Annotated in this window: 14 protein-coding genes; 4 read left to right on the forward strand and 10 right to left on the reverse strand. The window is 57.2% G+C overall.

The annotated features are described in order from the left end of the window. Nucleotides 1-32 precede the first annotated feature (32 nt). Nucleotides 33-518, reverse strand: a complete 486-nt coding sequence (locus tag DOD19_RS10795) for a MarR family transcriptional regulator (protein ID WP_112185434.1) — start codon at nt 516-518, stop codon at nt 33-35. Nucleotides 519-731: 213 nt separating this feature from the next. On the opposite strand from DOD19_RS10795, the gene DOD19_RS10800 reads away from it, so the two are divergent. Beyond that, nucleotides 732-1,154: a hypothetical protein gene (locus DOD19_RS10800; RefSeq protein WP_239497982.1), complete on the forward strand. Its 423-nt coding sequence runs from the start codon at nt 732-734 to the stop codon at nt 1,152-1,154. A 47-nt stretch (nt 1,155-1,201) separates the two neighbouring features. On the opposite strand, the gene DOD19_RS10805 is transcribed toward DOD19_RS10800, so the two are convergent. The 3 genes from DOD19_RS10805 to DOD19_RS10815 are packed head-to-tail and all read right to left on the reverse strand — an operon-like array spanning nt 1,202 to nt 4,544. After that, entirely contained in the window at nt 1,202-2,083 is an 882-nt protein-coding gene (locus tag DOD19_RS10805) for a plasmid partitioning protein RepB C-terminal domain-containing protein (RefSeq protein WP_112185436.1), read from the reverse strand. Next, nucleotides 2,080-2,982, reverse strand: a complete 903-nt coding sequence (locus DOD19_RS10810; protein WP_112185438.1) for a plasmid partitioning protein RepB C-terminal domain-containing protein — start codon at nt 2,980-2,982, stop codon at nt 2,080-2,082. The genes DOD19_RS10805 and DOD19_RS10810 overlap by 4 nt, the downstream gene beginning before the upstream one ends. Next, on the reverse strand, nt 2,979-4,544 hold the full coding sequence (locus DOD19_RS10815; protein WP_112185440.1) for a recombinase family protein: 1,566 nt from the start codon (nt 4,542-4,544) through the stop codon (nt 2,979-2,981). The genes DOD19_RS10810 and DOD19_RS10815 overlap by 4 nt, the downstream gene beginning before the upstream one ends. A 1,508-nt stretch (nt 4,545-6,052) precedes the next feature. Between DOD19_RS10815 and DOD19_RS10830 the strand changes: the two genes are divergently transcribed. The 3 genes from DOD19_RS10830 (at nt 6,053) to DOD19_RS10840 (ending at nt 8,909) form a co-directional block, all read left to right on the forward strand. Then, a complete protein-coding gene (locus DOD19_RS10830) occupies nt 6,053-7,249 on the forward strand; it encodes a hypothetical protein (RefSeq protein ID WP_162634361.1) in 1,197 nt (398 codons plus the stop codon). A 431-nt stretch (nt 7,250-7,680) separates the two neighbouring features. After that, a complete protein-coding gene (locus DOD19_RS27500) occupies nt 7,681-8,448 on the forward strand; it encodes a hypothetical protein (protein ID WP_162634362.1) in 768 nt (255 codons plus the stop codon). A 113-nt stretch (nt 8,449-8,561) separates the two neighbouring features. Continuing rightward, nucleotides 8,562-8,909, forward strand: coding sequence for a hypothetical protein (locus DOD19_RS10840; protein WP_112185450.1), 348 nt, complete (start codon nt 8,562-8,564; stop codon nt 8,907-8,909). A gap of 1,603 nt (nt 8,910-10,512) precedes the next feature. On the opposite strand, the gene DOD19_RS10845 is transcribed toward DOD19_RS10840, so the two are convergent. The 6 genes from DOD19_RS10845 to DOD19_RS10870 all read right to left on the reverse strand — a co-directional run bounded on the left by DOD19_RS10845 (nt 10,513) and on the right by DOD19_RS10870 (nt 18,965). Next, nucleotides 10,513-11,106 (reverse strand): hypothetical protein, encoded by a 594-nt coding sequence (locus DOD19_RS10845; RefSeq protein WP_239497983.1) that lies wholly within the window; start codon nt 11,104-11,106, stop codon nt 10,513-10,515. 54 nt (nt 11,107-11,160) lie between these two features. After that, nucleotides 11,161-12,012, reverse strand: coding sequence for a hypothetical protein (locus tag DOD19_RS10850; RefSeq protein WP_162634363.1), 852 nt, complete (start codon nt 12,010-12,012; stop codon nt 11,161-11,163). 1,100 nt (nt 12,013-13,112) lie between these two features. Continuing rightward, nucleotides 13,113-14,102 (reverse strand): fimbrial protein, encoded by a 990-nt coding sequence (locus tag DOD19_RS10855; RefSeq protein WP_239497984.1) that lies wholly within the window; start codon nt 14,100-14,102, stop codon nt 13,113-13,115. A 422-nt stretch (nt 14,103-14,524) separates the two neighbouring features. Beyond that, nucleotides 14,525-15,499 carry a fimbrial protein gene (locus DOD19_RS10860; RefSeq protein WP_024976280.1) on the reverse strand — a complete coding sequence of 325 codons (975 nt, stop codon included), beginning with the start codon at nt 15,497-15,499 and terminating at the stop codon, nt 14,525-14,527. Nucleotides 15,500-15,532: 33 nt separating this feature from the next. Further along, entirely contained in the window at nt 15,533-16,288 is a 756-nt protein-coding gene (locus tag DOD19_RS10865; RefSeq protein WP_162634364.1) for a molecular chaperone, read from the reverse strand. Between the two features lie 220 nt (nt 16,289-16,508). Next, nucleotides 16,509-18,965 (reverse strand): fimbria/pilus outer membrane usher protein, encoded by a 2,457-nt coding sequence (locus DOD19_RS10870; RefSeq protein WP_239497985.1) that lies wholly within the window; start codon nt 18,963-18,965, stop codon nt 16,509-16,511. Nucleotides 18,966-19,049: the final 84 nt, after the last annotated feature.

Below are 19,049 nucleotides of genomic sequence, written 5' to 3' on the forward strand. Positions count from 1 at the left end.
AGATCGGCCGCACAGTAACATTGTGAGCCGGTTCAGGCGTTGTGCAGTACGCGCAGCAGCAGATTCTCCAGCTGCTTGATCTCGGTCTGCGAGAACCCGCGGAGCAGGTGGTTCAGCACGTCGATGATCAAGGGCTGGATTTCCGGGTACAGCGCGCGGCCCTGATCGGTGAGCGTGACCACCACCGAGCGGCGGTCGGCATCGCTCGGGGCGCGCTTGACGATGTTCTTCTTCTCCAGCCTGTCGATCAGCCGCGTCATCGCGCCCGGATCGTAGTGCAGCAGGCGCGAGAGTTCAGCCGGCGTGGTGGCCAAGTCTTCGGCCAGGTAGATGACCACCATCCACTGCGCGGCGGTCAGGTCAATTGACGCCAAGGTGCTGTCAATCTGCGTCACCAATGCATGCCGGACCCGATGCACGAGCCGGCCCACGTTGGTGTCGCGATCCATAGTGTCAAGCTGATAGGCACCTTCGGTCGCGGTGGCGACCTCAGGCGGCGTCTGGACGTCAGTGCTCATGGTCGCGCTCCCCGTTCTGCCGGTGATCCGGCTTTTACGAACCGCCGTCCGCTCCGTAAGCGGATGGCAAGGTTCTAATATGCAGGCTAATCGCCGCTTGCTTGGGCCGTCAAGTCGAGGGGATACGGGCGCGATCGCGAGCCGGGCAGCCAAAGCGCCTTGGAAACCGCTCTAAAATGATTTCGGCTGCCCAAAAGCGGGGTGATTCGTATCATGGTTGAATCATCCGGGGCGATTCCTGCGTCGCCTCTCCTCCATCTTCCTGATTCCAACGCGGTGGACCCCCACCGTCAGAACAAGCTCGCGCTTGTGACCGGCTCCACCAGGGGCGTCGGCACGCCATTGCCGCCGCCTTTGCCGCCGAGGGTACCCGCGTCATCCTCAACCGACGCACCGATGCGTCGGTGGCCGATGCCGCCTGCTGGCCGAGGTGCCCAGCGCCTCCTCGAAGCCTTCGCCGGCGACCTGTCCGGTCCCGCCCAAGCCGCTGCGCTGATCGCGCTCTTCCCGCGTGTCGACATCCTCGTCAACAGACAAGGCATCTTCGACCTCAAGCCGTTCGAGAAGATCGGAATTACCAGTACCCGCACGTCGACCACTCGAGAGGAGGCTCAGCGACGGCTGGCAGCGTGCTAGATCAAACAACCGTTGCCCCGACCCGTTGAACGGCACGCGACAGGCACTCACTTGTCGAGCGACACGGTCTGCACAATGTCCTCGAACTCCGCAAACATGTCAGGCCGATTCTTCGTCAGAAAGCGCACGACCGCGTCGTTGCCGAGCAGCTTGGCGAGATACCCCTTGGCCAGCACAAGGTTAAGCACGTCCTGCCCGTAGGATTGTTCGATCAGTTTGAATTGGCCGTGCACGTTGCCCATCTCACGCTCCATGCGCGCCATCTGCTCGGCCGTGACGCCGGCCATCTTTTTCGGCTTCGCTTCCCCGACCAGCATTTCAGACGGTGTTGCCGCAAGCAGTGCCTGCGCATAAGCCACCGTGATGTTATTGGCGGCAAGCATCAGTTCCACACATTCAATTTGCCGCGTCGGTTTCATTTTGCGAAGTACAGCACTGAGATTCGCGGAAAACTGCTGGTCCTTCAGCAGCTCGGCTGCCTCTTTGCACAGGCCATCGAGCAGATTCATTTTCTTCACGATGTGGCTAACGTCAACGCTGAGCGCTTTGGCCAGCCGCTCGGGCGTCACGCCCCGGTCGACCGCGCGCCGGATCATGAAATGCTCTTGGATCGTGGACAGGCGATTGATCCGGTTGTTATAGGTATAGCTCTCGTCGTCGAGCGCGACGAAGCACGGCGCATCAACAAACTCGAGCTGCCGGAGTGCGAGCATGCGGATATGTCCGTCGAGCAGGACGTGCTGGCCGGATTTCGGGTCAGCCTTGCTGACGGTCAGCGGCTCGATCAAGCCCACTTCCTCCACCGAGGACAGTATCGTCTTATATTTCTTCGATTCGAGGACGCCATCGGGTGCCCTTCGCGACGGCAGGATCCTGTCGAGCAGGACGGTGATTGGTTCGGGAATGAACCCAAGAGGTGGCTGGCTCATACGACATGGCTCCCGTCCCAGACACGCTCACCCAAAAATTTCGGAAGCGTTTCCAGACCCTCTGCGCGCAGCAGGTTGGTGAAATTCTCATCCGCAAGCAACTGGCGCAGCGCCTCGACGATGAACAGCAACCGCTGTTGGGTCATCTCCGCCTTCTTGATCATCAGGCGCTGGCGCTCAACTTCCTGCTGGTAATTTCGCACCAGGCTCGACGACGTCACCTCCGCCTTTTTGCGAGGCGTGCCGCGAGCCAGCGATCTGCCTTGCGTGCGGCGCCGCTCGATTACGCGACGTGCTTGGATGAGCTGGCTTCCCCGCAAAGTCCCCGATTCGTACGCATCCTGTAGCGCGGCCTGAATTGCCTTGTCATCACTGCCGGCACCGGCGATCGTGATCGCGGCATTCAACGGGATGCGGCCACGTTCGACAGCAACCAGCAACCGCTCTTCGCCATTCTTCAGGAGATATAAGATGCCTTGCACATATTCGACGCTCAGGCCGGTTTTGTCGGCGATCGCCTTCTTGTCGTACCCTTGGTCGCGCAGGCGCTCGATGCCGGCGAGCAGTTCGAGCGGACGATATTGGCGCCGGGCGATGTTCTCCGACAGGCTCATGATGAAGGCCTGCTCATCGTTGACGTAATCGACGAGTGCCGGAATATGCGTTTCGCCGAGCGCCCGGAACGCCTTTAAACGTCCCTCCCCGCAAATCAACAGATAGCGTTTCGAACCGCCGCCCCCGTTTCGAGGCGTTACCCGGATCGGTTTCTTCAAACCGACGGCCTTAATATTCGCGATGATTTCGTTGAATACCCGGCTGTTTCGTTCTCGCGGATTCAGCACGTCGATCAAGTCGACTGCAATCATCTGCAATTCGATCGAGGGGTGTTCCTTGGTCATGCGGCCCTCCGGAGTCGGCTGCGCTCGGCCATGCCGTACAGATAGTCCAAGTTGTCGAAGCGATAGCTTTCGAACTCGATTCCGTTGTGATCGGCAAGACAGATGCGCGGCTGCGCGAAATCGAGGCGCGGCAACAGGTAATAATCGAGCGCAACCTGGTTGGTCTCGTCGAGCCGGACGGCGACCGTGATGTCGGGCAGCAGGCTGGTGTCGAACCGGACCTTCCAGCGCCGCCGGCCGTTTTCCAGAACGTGGCAGCGTGATAGCACCATCGACACGCTGAATTCGCGGTTCACGTCGAGCAGGTCGGTGGCCGGATCTCGGACAACGGAGCCTCCAAGGTCGGCGATCATGCGTTCGGTATGGCCGACGATCTCGGGATGCAGGCGACGCAAGAACTGGTTAATCTCCAGAAACTGGTAATCGCGATCCGGCGTGAATCCAACGGCCTGATAGGCGCGAAGCAAACTTCCGAAGCGATGAATGTACGCCGCAGTGGAGGGCATGCCTTCCGCTTCGTCGATGATGAGCCCCGATAGGAAGCCACGCTGCCGGTACAGGTTGCGCAGCTTCTCGAGAAGCTCCTCGTTGCTGAACCGGTGCGCCCGCGCTCGCAGAATTCCTTGGGCCGTATAGAAGATATCGGCAGGAACAATGGGTTCGAACGCGCCATCTTTCCGGATCCACATTTCGGGCTGGTTGATCACCCGGTGCTTCTTAAGCTTGTACGAGATCCGGTTATAGACGTTGTTGCCGATGTACTTTTCGTTGCTGAGCACCTGGCGCACGGTCGCGCGCGTCCAGTCCCGACCAAGGTCCGTGCAGATGCACTGGGCGTTGAGCCGGGAAGCGATTTCCGACTCGGTCAACCCGTCGTTGACGAACCAGCGATAGATCTGGTTGACGGTCGCCACCTCAGGCTCAGGGCCCGGCATCAGGATCACGCGGTCGGTCTGCAGGCTCTTGTGCTCGCCGCGCACCAACTCGCCCTTGAACGCGCCGCTTTGATCAATGAGTATGCGCCGCAGACCAAAGCCAGCGGGACCGCCCTGGCGATACCCCAACTCGATCAGGCGACACTGTCCTGCAAAAACCTTGGCCGAAAGCTCACGACTGTATTCGCCGGCCATCGCGCGCTTCACGCCTTTGACGATGGTGGAAACGGGCGAGCCATCGTTCTCGAACTGTTCTGCGCAGTACGTGACCTGAATGCCAGCCCGTCGGCAGATGTATTCGTAATAGGCACTCTCATCGGCATCCTGGAAGCGCCCCCATCGACTGACGTCGTAGACCAGGATCATGTTGAAATCGGTATGACCGGACTCGACATCGCGGATCAACTGCTGCAGCGCTTGCCGCCCGTCAATACTGAGGCCGCTCTTGCCTTCGTCCGCATAGGTTCGGACGATCTGGATGCCCCGAAGCGTGGCATATTCCCGGATCTTGTCCGCCTGGTTTTCGGTCGAGTACTGCTGATGCTCGGTGGACATCCGGACATATTCCGCCGCCCGATAGGTAACGGTCGTGGATGAGGCATCGCTCGAGTCTTCTTCTTGCCGCATGGCTGCCGATCGCCTGGTTGAAAGGTTGGCGCTCTCGGATTCCCGTTACCAGGCGGCATGACGGACATTGCTGCCCGTCATGGCGTCCCCCCGCTCAATCTCTATCCATACAGGGTGCTCGAGAGATCATTCGACAAACGGTAAGTTCTTGATTCCTATATGTCGATCACGTCCTCTCTTTGCACACGTCCTTTTTACAAGGACACCCCACGCAAACAGGTTCGATCGTGACGAGCCAGGAAACCCGATCCTCGCGCCAGGGCGTGGTTGCCGGGCGAATCCGGTACAGGCCAGGCGCGATTGGCGACACGTCCATCTTTGCAAAACCATCTACAGAGATGAGAGCCTTTTCTTGGTTCCGTGTGCGATTGCGCGCCCCGTAATCAGGGCGGTCACTTCGGTACTGGCGCCAGTAATCCGGGTGACGCTTCAGCCACGCCCTCTGCGCGTCACGCTGGTTATTGCGGTAGTCCGGGTCGTTGCGGAGCTTGTCCTGCTGCCATCGGCGCTTTCGGGCCCGCTGGCATGCCTGTGATGAGCAATAAGCCTGATGCGGAATCTGTGGACGTGGATCGAATAACTTGCCACAGCAGGCACAGAGTTTTTGTGGCATCCAGATCTCCCGTCGGAACGCGACCGGAGAGACTGTGTACGGATTTGGCGGCCCACGGGTAGCCACTCCAATGAACGAAATCCAGCTCGAGTTCTCAGACTGCCTGCGAGATCTGCCCAGATAGCTGTCAATCCCGGATGTCCATGCCTAGCTACGCCCACGGTGTCGCACGCTCAACCGATCCATGCATTGATGACGTAGTAGCTGCGTAATGCAGGGCGCCCCAACCCAGGTAACGCGCATGCTCCTTCGTCATGGCTACGCGGAGCCCGTGGTCTGCTGGGATTGGTCTGCGATCCATGCCAAGACATCGGCAACTCGCCATACATTCATGCGACTGGACAATTTTATCGGGCGGGGGAAAGTTCCGTCCCCGCAGCGCTTGTAAATGGTTGACTTCTTCATTCCGACCAATGCCTCGACGTTTGAAAGTCGCAGCAACCCCGCGCTCTGTAATAGCTGAAGAACTAGTGGTGAAGATTCAGTCGTAGACGATCGCTTCTCTGGATAAAAGGTGTTTTCCAACTTTGATCTCCTTAGAACAGATGGCGCCATAGTCGGTCAACATCTCGAATCAGACAATCCCCCTAGTTCTGCGAACTACGGCGCAAAATCCCGACTCAACCCCCTGTTGATCCGTAATAGGTAGACAAAAGAGAGGCCGGCGATTCTATCCCACCGGAAACGATATCGGGAGTGATGATGAGCTGTATGACACCATCAGAGTCGCAGAACGGGGGGATTTGCGCGAAGGCGGTGCACGTGGAAACTATTGTCCATCGTGTAATCTATGTCTCCAAAGATGAGGAATAAAAGCCTTCGCTTGATTTTCGGATCAATCCCTTACCGAAAGGAATTAATGCCTTACGCGGGCTCAATTGCGGCCTGCATACTCATGCAGCAGCTGGAGTACTGGTTCGATAGGCATCCGGACGGTTTCTACAAATTCCTCGAGCCAGCCCCACGCAATCAGCTTTATCGCGCAGGGGATAGCTGGCATGAAGAATTGGCGATGACCTGCGATGAGTTCCGTACAGCTTTCGACAAAATCGGACGACGGCACAAGTCAAAACGACAGTTCGATAGCAGTAAGGACAAGTTTGGCGAGAAACTTTACTGCTCATACTTTGACCGCCAAATCGGTTTGACGCGGTACTTCCGCAACCACCAAAAAGTCGACAGTATTCTCGACGAAATCGTTGTATCTGTTCAACAGTCCTTCCCAAAATCGAAGCCGCGACCTCTTCCCGCCGCATGCACTGAGTCTCAACGTACCGTAGACGGGACATCACAAGCCCGGGAAGCGGGGATGCCAGCTACGCTGGAAAGCGGGATTGCTGCTTTACATATATCAGAGACTACCGATTCTTCAGAAACGACACAGAGATCACCACTACCCCATCCTTCCCCCCTCTCAACGGCGACGACCGACTCAAACGAAATACGTGGTGGTGGTAGTCGACATGTTCGAATCGAACTGCTCGCACTTGCAGAGCAAGATCGTCATCTAATCGAGCAAGTGGTCGATCAGCATCAGTTGTCCATGCAGGCCGCCCAGGATCTAGCTGACGAGTACTGCGCGCGGCGCCAAGACGAAGTCAATGGCATCGGTGTGCGAATCAATTTGCCCGGTCGATGGTTACGAGACCTTGCGCGTAGGGCGAAACGCGGCGAGTCGATCCTGGACTGCGGACGCGCAGTCCAGGAGCGTCGCGACGCAGCGAGGCAAGCTGTACGCGCAGCAGAATCACAGCGCGTCTCGACGGCTGAACTGCATGCGCGTGCGAATGCGAACCAAGAGGCGTGGGTAGTGCAATTAAAAACGACCTCCATGAATGACCGAGAGCAAATCGCAAATCTCGCAAAGAAGTATTTGCTGCTCCCGGTTCACGGTCCGCAAGTTGTCGCGGCCATCATGAGTGCAGAGATCTCCGATCTAAGCGCACCAATGCGAATCGCCGCCCTTCAGGCTATCAAGCGCTGGGCGCACGCAGAAGGTGGCAGCAATCCAATGTATCAACTTACCTTGGGCGATGCCGAATTCGCCAGCCAGCATGATTCGGCTTCTATTTGCGTGGGCGATAGCACGTGACTGGCCAGTCTTATCGAAATCGTCTTTGGCGTGCTCAGCAATCAGATTCGAGCGCCTGCGTGGCGCCCACGTTGAGCTGGCCTCCCATTGCGCGCCGCCCGGTAGTTGCGGCGAAGTGCTGTTTTGGCTGCCGCCAAAGCCAGCCGGCGGGCGGGCACGCTATACGGCCGGAGTGCCGCTTTCGTGCCGTGCCGGCTATGCAGCCGGAACCTCTATTTGTGTCGTCACCCGTGACGACACACTTTCCAGCCGTGGAACCCATGAGATGCCAATGCGGTCCCTTTATGTTGTCGCTGCTCGCCAGAGGCTCGGCACCTCCTCATCGCCGCGGGGAACCCTACCTATCCGAAGACTCAATGAGCACTGAACACTGCGCAATGCGTAGTGCTCAATGCGCATTACACAGTGCACACTGATTGAGGTCGAATAGCATGCTCTACCCGAATACACTAGTTTTCCTACAGCGGCTCCAACAAGCTGCCACGCACGGCAATTACCACTACACATCCGGTGAAACTGATCCTGCGGGTTACAAGCGATTAGCCGAGAAATTCTCTGCAGCATATGAGACCGGGCTCAGCCGCCAAACAAAGCTCAGGCGACGGCGTGCGGGCGAAGCATCCAGCGCGCTGTATGCTGTGCGCACGTCCGTACGCACGGATCAAGACGGCAATGTTCGAGTCTATTGGGTGCTGGTGGCGAGTAGCGGCATGGGCCGTGTTCACGAGCGAGAAAAATTGCTTGATATGCGAGAGCGGAAGACTAGGCTCTCTGCGAGCAATGGGCGCTATGAACTCGTACACGACGGCCGCAGCTGGAGTTGGCGTCTGTCGCACAACGCCTATAGCAAATACGTTGAACGAATCCACCGGATCGCCTCCCTGCCGCCCAGTCGGCGTCGCACAATAGAGGTCGATGGCGTACTACGTGATCCCGACGCGGAGAAACTGCTCGACGACCTCTACTGCCAACCTGGATTCCGGCTGTTACGCCGGCAAATTGGCAAGCTGGTCGGCGACCTCCGGCATCAATGGAAGCGACTGCGCCCCGCGATTGGTCCCAAGCTTTCGGAACGGACATTCCTTCCGTATATACGATTCTTGCCGAATGAGCGCCGCAGCAATTCCATCGCCCTACCGGATTTATCGTCGCAGGCGGATAGACAGGAACTATTTCGGATCGCGTTTCGCTGTGACTAAGAGCTCCGGTAACGCCGAAGTATTCCTAAGCGCGTACGCCTTGTTGAGTTGCAAATTATGTTTCTCTGTTACGCATTACCCTTGGCGAGAACAACTCATGAGGAGACTTGCGTATGTACGACCGCGTTGTCCAACCCAACTTTGAACAGTACGATGTGACGCTGAAATCGATCCCATCCAAGAACACTGCTGTTTTCCTGATCAACAACAACGAATACACAGTGACGAGCATATTTCCTTTAAAGCAGAGTGCGCTGGGCATGACAGGCATCTTGCAGACGTATCTAAAACTGGGACAAATCGGCGATTGCTACCTGTTTCACCCATACAAGGTTCAGTCATTGCGCCGCTCCACGGTACACGACAGACCCGGAGAGTGGGCGTGGCGCTGCCAAGCTACCGGCGACATCGAGTGGCGTGCCAACGGCGTACCGCCCGAACACTGGATTCCAGTAATCTAACTTTGAGGCCGCCGGTTACTAGCTGGCGGCCTTTTTCCGTTTGGAACTTAGACCGTGCGTACTTCCAGACTTCGTAAAACGGCGGCAGGAATACGATACGGCGTTAAGCCTCATTCTTTCGGGGAGTGTGCCGTCATTACGATCGATGTATGCCCCATCTGTGCCGATACAGCCACGACGTCCACCCCTGACTCAATCAGTGCGGGTATAGACACCGCCACCCGGGATAAGCCAGGCAGGGACAAGGAAAAACCGCCGGGTGAACTACCCCGGCGGTCGTTGCGCTCGAACTGGAGCGACTTTGGCCATCTGGCCGTTGATCAAGTTTTGCACATCATTGTTTCTCCGTGAAAAGAGGGGAAGCGGCCAAGCCTCCCCGTTTGTTTCAGAACACACTCACAAACACTTCTTCATACCGCCCCCAGCTTTCGCTCCGCGTGGACAACCGTCAGGTCTGCCCTTGCCTCATAGCTACTTGCTGAGTCTCCCTCACCTGTGCCGCTGCCGGTGCCACCCGGAATTAATTGGCCGTCGGTGATTCCCACGTTAGTCCCATGTGTCAACTTGACACGCCGCCGCGCTCCACTATCAACGCATAGCCCTGAGGGCCTACCCCGCATGCGCGGGTTTCAGGGGGTCGAGGTTCCAGAGCACCTCCCCTACTACGTTGACGCTTCATCACGCCCTGACTAACCGACTCGCCTCCCAGCGAGCCGGCCAGCGGCTTGCCACGCCTAACCCAGCTGCCTGTTCGTGACAGGCACTTTATGGCTTAAGCTATCCAGCGATCTCACCAGCTTGCGCCTGTGAGTACCAGGTGATCCAGATTTCTCCTCACACCCCTGGCGCATTCCTGCGCCCTCAGCAGCCCACCACCTGGGGCACCGTCCGACCCTCACGAGCCGGCCGTTGCCGGGATTTCCACCCGTTCACACATGACAGGGTTACTCCAGTCGCCTGGAGGCCCGTTTCCGTGTCGCCCAACCACGTTGGTTCATAAGATTGGGTCGAAAGGAGCATTGCAGCTCCTAGCGCCCTGCGTAACGTGGCGAGCCCAATTACGGGCACCACGCTTCAGCGGTTACCTCTGCTCGATTGGCAGTCGGGCAAAGGCGAAGTGTTGCGAATGCGTCTGGGGTTGGCGGCCCCGGCACATTCAGTGGAGTGTGTGTGGACGCCATCCCTTTCACGGATCGCACAAGAATGTTATCAGCTCTTTGAAAATTCGCCTTGTAGATACGTGTTATCGATATGAGCTCTCGAACTCGATTAGATTGGTTCCACCGTTGGAGATATGGTTCGGATCAGGGCTGCGCCACTGCTCATATGAGTTATCGGCGAAAAGTCCCGAAAAAGAATCATCATCGAAAAATCTGGTGGAAAACGAAGAAAAATCGACGTCTGGTGACTCGGCGGGAGGTGACAAACAACGGTCACTCGACCTCTGACCGATATCGCCCCACAAGGCAACCCACAACGGCGACATCAGCAGTGCACCTAAAGCGAATAGCCAAAGGCGATGGTCTAGCCCGAGAATTATCGTAGCGACGACAATCGCTACTCCGCCCAATGTCATCAAGCATTTGGCACGCGGCCCCATCTTCTACCTCCAACAATCCAGCCATGCTGGTGGTTCGTCAACACTCGCGTTCCAGTCAAGCAACTCTGTAAGCGTCGGACATTCATCACTCAGTTCTGACGCTTTGAGACATTGCACAGCGAACCCAAACTCACCAAACAGAATGTGTGAGACGGCATCGTGTATGCACCTCACACGTCGGGAAATCGCCATCCTGGCAATCTCGGCGTGCAAATCTGCGAGCCCCTCAACATCGAGCCAGTCATCAAGTTCGCTACGTGGGTAGGCAGCGGCGTCCCCAGAACTAGCAAGCCATAGCGGCGGAACTCGACTTCCCAGGTCCTCTTGCAACCCTGAGAGAGGAGAGAATCGGTCGATCGATGCGATCGACGCCCACATAGCCTGGATTGCTCTACGAAAATCGAGGGTTATCACGTGATAGGCGGCGAGCTGGCGATATCGCTCACTGACCGACAGAGTGCCATCATCAGCAAGGCGCATGTGTTCCTGAGCGAGCCCTCCGGCCGCACTGACCCGAGCACCGCTTCCACGGGCTAAGCGGTAGATCGCATGACGCTGTTCGTACATCGCTGCACTCACCTTAGTATCCTTCCACATGATTCCAACGCTCCTATCAGCGTTGGCCTCGTAACTCTTCGCTGCGCAAGGCTCTCACGTTGGCACGCCCCTACCAAGCCTATCGGTATGCATTTCGGAGAAATGTTGCCGTATCACCGCGCGAACAGACCTTTCAGATCTGGAGGGCACGTACTTACTGATCTTCTGCGAGGCTCGCTTATAGTCGTTCTCCGTAGGCATCCCGCAGGAAATGAGATAGCGGGCAAACCTCTTAATTAGATTATTTATATAGACATCAATAATCTCCCCGACCTTTCTCTCATTTCCGGCGCCACCATTCATGCAAATCAACAACTGCTCCACCAAGGCATCTGGATCAATAACCTGCAAAGGAATCTGCTCCTCGTCGCTTTCCACCCAATCCGGAACCAATTTACTCGCCAAAGCGTGCATATGAAGCACGTGATGATCCTCAGCATAGTGCTTGAGCAATGCACTATCTCTACCGCGCACGTTTCCAGCACTGTGGCCCACTACCATCGGGTGCCGAGAAAAGTGCCATGCCTCTGACGCCATCTCGCAGCGCCTTACAGCTTCGTCGATTTGAACTGATAGGAAACCTCTCTCCTCCTCCCTGCCCCCGATCCTAACTATTTTCGAGCCAAAAATATCGACACAAAAATATGCGTACGCCAGCAAGGCTTCATAGGGAGTTGATTGAAGCTCCCGATTTACCCTGCTATTTCCGATATCTTCCGTCGCTGATGACCAGCTATCAAATAGACCCAGTAGCACCATAACTCCGCCATCGCTTTCCATGTAGCCTGCTGGCGTGGTCAATTTGAGATTTTCAGATGTACTCTTCAGAACACCGGCAGCGATTTGCTGTCTTGAAAGCTCCGCCCCGCGCCTCGACTCTTCCTCGATGAGGTGATGGACTCGCATTGCCAACTCCGTGGCTCGCAACTCCATAGCACCGCCCCAACCACACAACTCCAAGCTCTTGAAGATCTTTCTTTGGAGATTACGGCAGAAAACAACAATCTCGCTAGCGCACTCCAATTGAGCACCACGCAAGAAAGGGAGAACATGAGCTGTCAATTTATTCTTACGGCACCCCGACTGGCGAACGCCAGCCGGATGTACACGTCGCAAGTTTGCCGTTTCCGGCACGTCGCCCTCTGGAGATCAGGCTACCTTTAGCGCAAAATTTTCATGCGCCGTTTATAAATACTAGGCAACGATATCAATTGTCGTCAACAATTATTTAAAAATTAATTCTCGTTCTTCCACTGGAACAAATAGGTTCTCACTTGTTAATCCGGAAAAAGTAAGTCGCCCACGCCAAATAGCTGCCATCCGCATCATTGCGCCAGATTAATTGAACGCTTGGTGTCTTCGCGAGCGAGTTTCGCGAGCCGAGAAGAGGATGGCGAGCTCGCTAGGCAGGTTGATGGGACAGGTAAATCCACGTTTGATGCGTACCTTTGCCGCTGCGCGCAAGATTTGGCCGTCACGGCTGCCAGTTCGACGAGCAGGACATGATCCGGTACCGAAGGACAGGCAACGCCATCGTGAGTTGCTTAATCAGCACATGGCATGGGCGATAGATTTCGCGTCCCATTTGGACACCGTAGCGAAGCATCACGCAAAGTGTTCTGCGGCAGAGGTGCAGATTTGGGGGTACATCTGGGGGTACTAACTGCAAAATCATTCTATACAGCATTGTTTTTGCTAAAATTTTTTCATATATGAGGTTGACGCCGGCTCCACCAATATCAGAACCCCGACCCATTCCGGTCGGGGTTTTTTCTTGCGTGCTTCCATCGGCGGAACCTGCGCGGCCTCCCTCCCCCGAGGCGCATGCAACCGGCCCATCCCGTAGTGGTGGCAGACCACCGCCACGGTTCTGAAATCGCTTCCAGCAGTGCTTCGAAACAAGGTTGCAATGTGGCCGCGTGTCCGGATGGACTGCGAAGCCCACGGTGCCGCGCAAAGATGCACGGCCATAGCAGCCCGGGATTTATCAAACCACCTTGGGCTGGCTACTCGTAACTCATCACAAAAGTGACAGAACTGTTTGCCGTGCCCGGCCCAACCGCCGATTCGGTTTGACGGTAGGCCGCCTTCAGCGGAAGGTTGAAATTGCCGCCCAGTTTGCTGTATCCGCCGAATTGGATATTCGTCTTCAGCGGCAGCGGGTTGCCTGCATTGGTCAGCAACTGCAAGCCGACACCTTTGGCGGTGGAATCGGCATCAAGGGCGATGACCGAGCGCGCAGCATCGAGGATTTGCGTGTTGGGTACTAGCTGGTATGACACCTTGCTGATGCCCGCCGGACACTCATTGAGGGCAATCGAGAAGTTGACCGGTGCCAGCGTTGTGCCAGCGCCCTGGAACAAGCTCAAATAATTCTTATCGCCCATCTTTACCGTGACGCCGGGCGTTTTGCAGGTGAGCGCTGAAACAGAGACTGTATTGCCTGCCTTGATCGTATAGATCGCAATGTCTCCGCCCGCGCTCAGACTCCCGAGAACGCCCTGCTGAATGCTTGCCCCGGCTTTAATAGGACCGATCGCTACGATTTTGATGCTGAAACTCGGCGTGCCCGGCATCACATAACTATTATTTGGCTTCGATATCCCGTAAGCAATATCATTGTAAGTTTCGAAAACCCACGCCAAGCCGGTATTACCAATGGGAAGATAAGACGGGGTCGCTGCGTTTGCCGTGGCACCAACAGCGTTCACCATTCCAAGCATCCAGTATGTATTACATCCCCATTTCTGGGTGCTTGGCACAGTTTGCAGCGGTGACGTCCAAATAACCGTGCCAATCGTCGCATTACGCGGCACAACCAGGTTAGAAGGAAGCGTATAAGTCATGACCCCAGTGGAATAGCCTGAATCGAAAGAGCAGAGGGCGCGTGCTGGTGCCACAGAACCGATCAACAACGATAGTGCTAACGCCGTGCGCGTATGTCTCAACAGGGAATTGAACAGCATTATCAAAAGACTCGGGGTTTTACCCTTCATAGCCAAACTCCATATTCCTTCTTTATCGAAACACCCCTACCGCTTCTATCGAATTCCGCTAAGGCATAGCACATCACGAACTGTGCGTTGCCACTTGCTGTTCCTAGCTTGAGAAGCGATCTCGCTTATTGGCATCCCTCGTCGAAGAAGCCTTGCCGCTATTACCCTGCCAGGCGCCTCAGCAGGGTCAATGAGCGACTCCTACCCAGTCTTTCTGCGGGTGGGTGTTTCGAAACAGTGGTGCCCGCGTCCGCTGTTAGCCGCCCCCCTTTTTTGTAGTTGTCGTGGTGGTGGCGGTACTGCGTCATTCGACGCCATGGAGCGTGCCCCACGTTGATGTACGCGAAGCCCTCTTATGGAACGATCACAGCCCTCGCTAGCGGGCGAAGATAGATCGCGCTGTTTCATGAAGAGCTACGACGTTACTTGTAGTACATATCGATCAACACAGCCGCATTGAAGGGACCAGCCACGGGCTTCTTGCGCCAGATCAGTTGCGTGTTGAGATCGATCGAGGCCGGGGTCGATCCGCTCATGTCCGTCAACTTGAACCAATCGTTGAAGGCCAGCTTCTCCTGAGTCTCTGAGCGCAAGATCGAAATCCCGATGGAGTCGTTTTTTTCCGGGACCAACAGGCCGTCCACGACAGTTCCGGCCGTGGGCGTGAAACGCGCGTTGACCGTGTAAGGTGTCGTACAGGCGCGTTGCAGATTCAGGTTGACCCGCTTGCTCGCCGCGACCCCGCCCACTGTTGCACCCAGCACAAATACCTCACCAAAATCCACCGTGCCTGGTGAAATCGAAAGTTGGGGCGAACACGGAACAAAACGTACGTTATCCAAGCCAGTGAGTACGTAGTTGAGATTGCTGTCCTGTACATTGTTCAGCCCCCCAGAGCCGTCCAGCTGGAAGGTCCGATAGCTTGTGGCGGTTGTTGCCTGCCCTGTTGAGGGGGTCGCGCCATACTTCTGCACAAACACCGAGAAGGTCAGCGAAAACCGTGCTTCTCGCCAGCCCGTGCAGTTCGCCCAGGTGCATCCTTCCCACGTGTTATGGCCTGTAAAGTACCGCCCGGTCTCCAATGTAATCGGGACACCCTTGTAACGGATTCCCACGCGAATTCCGGTTCCAACGCTCACTTTGGCCGGGTTGACATAGAAATAGACCCCCTCCTGCCCGACGTCGAGGTTGTCGGAACAAATGACGTTGATGGTTCGGGTAGGCGACTCCCATATGATGGTTCCGTCGGGTGCGTCGGCCGGCACCGCCAAAACCACGCCGATCGGCTCCGTGATGGTGACGCTTTTCGCGCTGTCGTCCGCCTTACACATCAAGGCGAAACTCGTGGCAGGCAGCCATGTGAGCGAAAACACTAGAAGGAAAAGGATTCTGAACATATTCGTCGCAATTTCTCGTTGGGGGAATCGCGTTTAGTGAAGGTCAATTTCGTGTGGCACTTGCAGACCGACATCGTTGATCTCGACAAAGCGCAGGTTCTTGCGCCCTATCGCGCGCGGTAGCGTTACGTCAAACCGTTTGGTCGCGCCGGGTTGAAGCAACACATAGTCAGACACGAGCAGGTGCCCGTCTTGCCACTGCACGTCCAGATCGATCAATGACACATGAAACGGACTCGCGTTGACGACTTCGAGGCGGTCCCGATCGATCTGCCAACGCAGTGCGGCAACAGCGTCGGACACAGTGCCGTGCAGTGCCTTGGGGCGATAGAACAGTTTCAGTCGTTGCTTGATTGCGAACTGAACGGCGTTTTGCATTGCCGGTTTCACAGGAATCCCCACGATGTTCAGAAAGAACATCGACTCCCTGTCCGGCGGCATCCCGTCACCCGCGTAGAAGATGCGCACACCACTGCTTCGACCCGGCTCGATCTTGACCAACGGTTCGGCAATTGCGAACGGAATCGCGGGATGGGCCTCGTCACGCGCGTCGGTCATCCAGCTTTGCATCAGCACCGGCTCTTCGTCGTGATTACTCACTGACACGGTGACGCTTTTGTATGCTTCCGGATAGATGACCCGAGTCCCCCCAATCACAAGCGTGGCATGGGCCGGGACGATCAAGCCAAATCCCAGCGCAGGGATCAGGACCAACAGCGAAGATGTAGTCCGTCGCAGTGCGTGCAGCAAACGACCAAAGGCGCCGTGCGTTAGCTTGGTGGCGAGCATGCGTGGGCAAGCCGGCTTGTTGTCGGCCAACAAAACCGATCTGAGTTCCGACCGGTACGCGCTAATACCGTATCGTTTTCTAAACCTTCTCGACTCATGCATCTTCTTTGACTCCTATTCAGGCAGTGCGAGTACAAGGCGGTGTCTGAACAGAAACGCCCGCTGGCGCAATCGACGAAGCACTGCGATGTCCGGATGCCGGCACCGGTCCTGTGGATCGCTAGCGGCAATGCAGCGTTTGTCGCTGATAGTTCTGCCCCGCCTGCGCCTCGGACAACGCGTAGGGCGCCTGACACTGGCCGTCTTTCCACTTCACGGTCAACGTGCCTTTTTCCTCTTGCAGAAGGACGAATGCCTTGCCGGCGGGGTCTGCGATGCCAAGCTGCTTACCCGTTTGCGCGTCTTCCACGTTGGCGCCGAATGGCACCGGCTTGCCATCCGCCAGTTGCAGCGCGAACTGGGCACGTCGTCCGCTGACCCCGCGGAAGGTCGCCTGCACGATGGCACCACGGCGTGGCACCACCTGTTTGACCGTATCTTCGAGCTCGACGTCGGCACCCAGGTTATGCGTGTCAGGACGCAGTGCGTTCAAGCGGTATGGCTGCGCAAAAGTCACCACCGCGTAGCCATTGCGACTGACTGGAATACCGCCTTCGGTACGAACGTCCGTGCCCTTGATGCCCTCCATCTTCATCAGCGCAAAGGTGTCCCCAACAGTACGGCTCAGGTTGACGCCGCCGCCATGCACCACTACCGCGCCCATGGCACTCATGCTGGCGGACTGGTAGTCCTGTGCCACGTTGACGTTGGCCGAAAGCTGCCCCGCATCGGCGTCGTGGGTGATGCTTGCCCCGCCCGTAGCGCCGCGCCCACCGTTTGTGTAACCGGCCTGCACGGCGTACGACGTTTTGTCCGTCACGAAGCCATTGAGGCCGCTCTGAATGTTCGTGCTGCCGTTGCTGTCATGGCTGACGTTGGTATAGGCGCGCGGGGAGTAAAGCTTGCCGCCGAGCGGAACCGACATCGTGAGCATGACCTGCGTGTTGTTGCCGTAACCACCAAAGCGCGTGTCCTTGGTCTGGCTCAGGCTCAGGTTGTAGCTCAGCTGCTTCCAGGTGTTTCCGTAGCCCACACTGACACTGCGGCTGGATCCCGGCTGATTCCAATAGGTTTGCTGGCTGACGTTCAGGTAGACGCTGCCGTACTTGCGCTCGGGGCCGCCAAGATCCTGGCTGGTCGTCAAGTCAATGCGGGAGCGGCTACGGCCGGACTGGATGCCCCCAGCGTTGTTCACATCGTTGACGTGGTCGTTGAACGTGCGATAGCCCGAGGTCGAGTAGCGATAGGCGGCGAGCGTGAAATTGGTGTTGGTGCGTGTGAAGGTCTTGGCATACAGGATACGTACGCTCTGCCCTGTGTCGCGCTTGCCCTGCGCACGGCTGCTTGATTGTGTGATGTCCAACGACAGCGCGCCGATCGGGGTGTTTGTACCAACGCCCACGTTGACGGCCTGGAAGTCACGCGCGACCTGCAAGCCTCCCGCCACCGTGCTGTTGTCGGTCAGGCCATAGACCAGTGATCCACTGACCAGATTGGGCGACGTGTCTTGCTCACCATCGTACCGACCCGCAGCAAAGCTGTACTTCAGGCGCCCCTTGCGGAGCATCAGGGGCAAGCTGGAGAACGCCTGGTGGGTGACGCGCTTGGTGCCATCGGCCTCAATGACGGTGATTTCCAGATCGCCGTTGGAGCCGGACGGAAAAATGTCAGTCAGTTGAAACGGGCCCGGCGGTACGTTGGCACGGTAGAGCACGTAGCCACTCTGACGCACTTCCACAACGGCGTTGGTCGCCGCCTGCCCGCGAACAACCGGTGCATAACCGCGTTCGCTATCGGGCAGCATGGCGTCGTCTGAGCTGACTTGCACGCCGCGAAATCGCACACTGTCGAACAGGGTGGAATCGGAGTACTGCTCACCGAGCGTCAGTTGGCCCTTGATAGCGTCAAGGTCACGCTGCACCAGCGTGCGGTTGCTCTGGAAACGTGTCTGACCGTCGTTGCTGCCGCTCAGCGTCGATTCATTGCGCAGGCGCCAGCGGCCAATGTTCACGCCGTTCTGCAACCCCAAGTAATAACTGCTGCTGTCCTTGCCGATGCGCCCATGGCCGTAGGTTCCGCTGAACTGGTAGTTGACGTAGCCAGCGGTAACACCCTCGTCCCACAAGGCCGGATCCACATAGCCACGCGCTGCACGTGACAGGAATGCCTGCGGAATGCTCAGGTTAAGCCGCAATCGGCCCGAGTCGAAATCGACGGCCGCTTGATCCATTAGCCGAGGCAAGTCGATACACGCTTGGCTCTGCACATCCAGTGGCGGCGTGATGGCACCGAGATTGACGCCCACATCGTGCAGCATCCGGGCGGTTAGGCACGGACGGACCTTTCCGCCGTCCTGATGGAAATCGATGTCGCGGCGGCCGACGAGGTCGCCATTCACCTGCACCTCGACGCGGTATGTGCCAGGCGGCACGCTGTTGCCTGAAGACAGCACAGCGCTCAAGTCGGCCGGGCGGCCTTCGCCATGCAAGAAGTTGGTGTTGAACGCAAGGAGCGTCGGGTCTGCCTGCGCCACCAGCATGTCGCCTTCAGCCGCGTGCGCACTGTTGAACAATGCCAAACACAACGCCAGATACATCGGCGTCGCAATGGGGCGAGCCGCGAGCGCTTTTCCGCCGGTCTTTCTGGGAAAACGTTTGGTGGT

Source organism: Ralstonia sp. GX3-BWBA (assembly GCF_003290055.1).
Classification (GTDB): Bacteria; Pseudomonadota; Gammaproteobacteria; order Burkholderiales; family Burkholderiaceae; genus Ralstonia; species Ralstonia holmesii.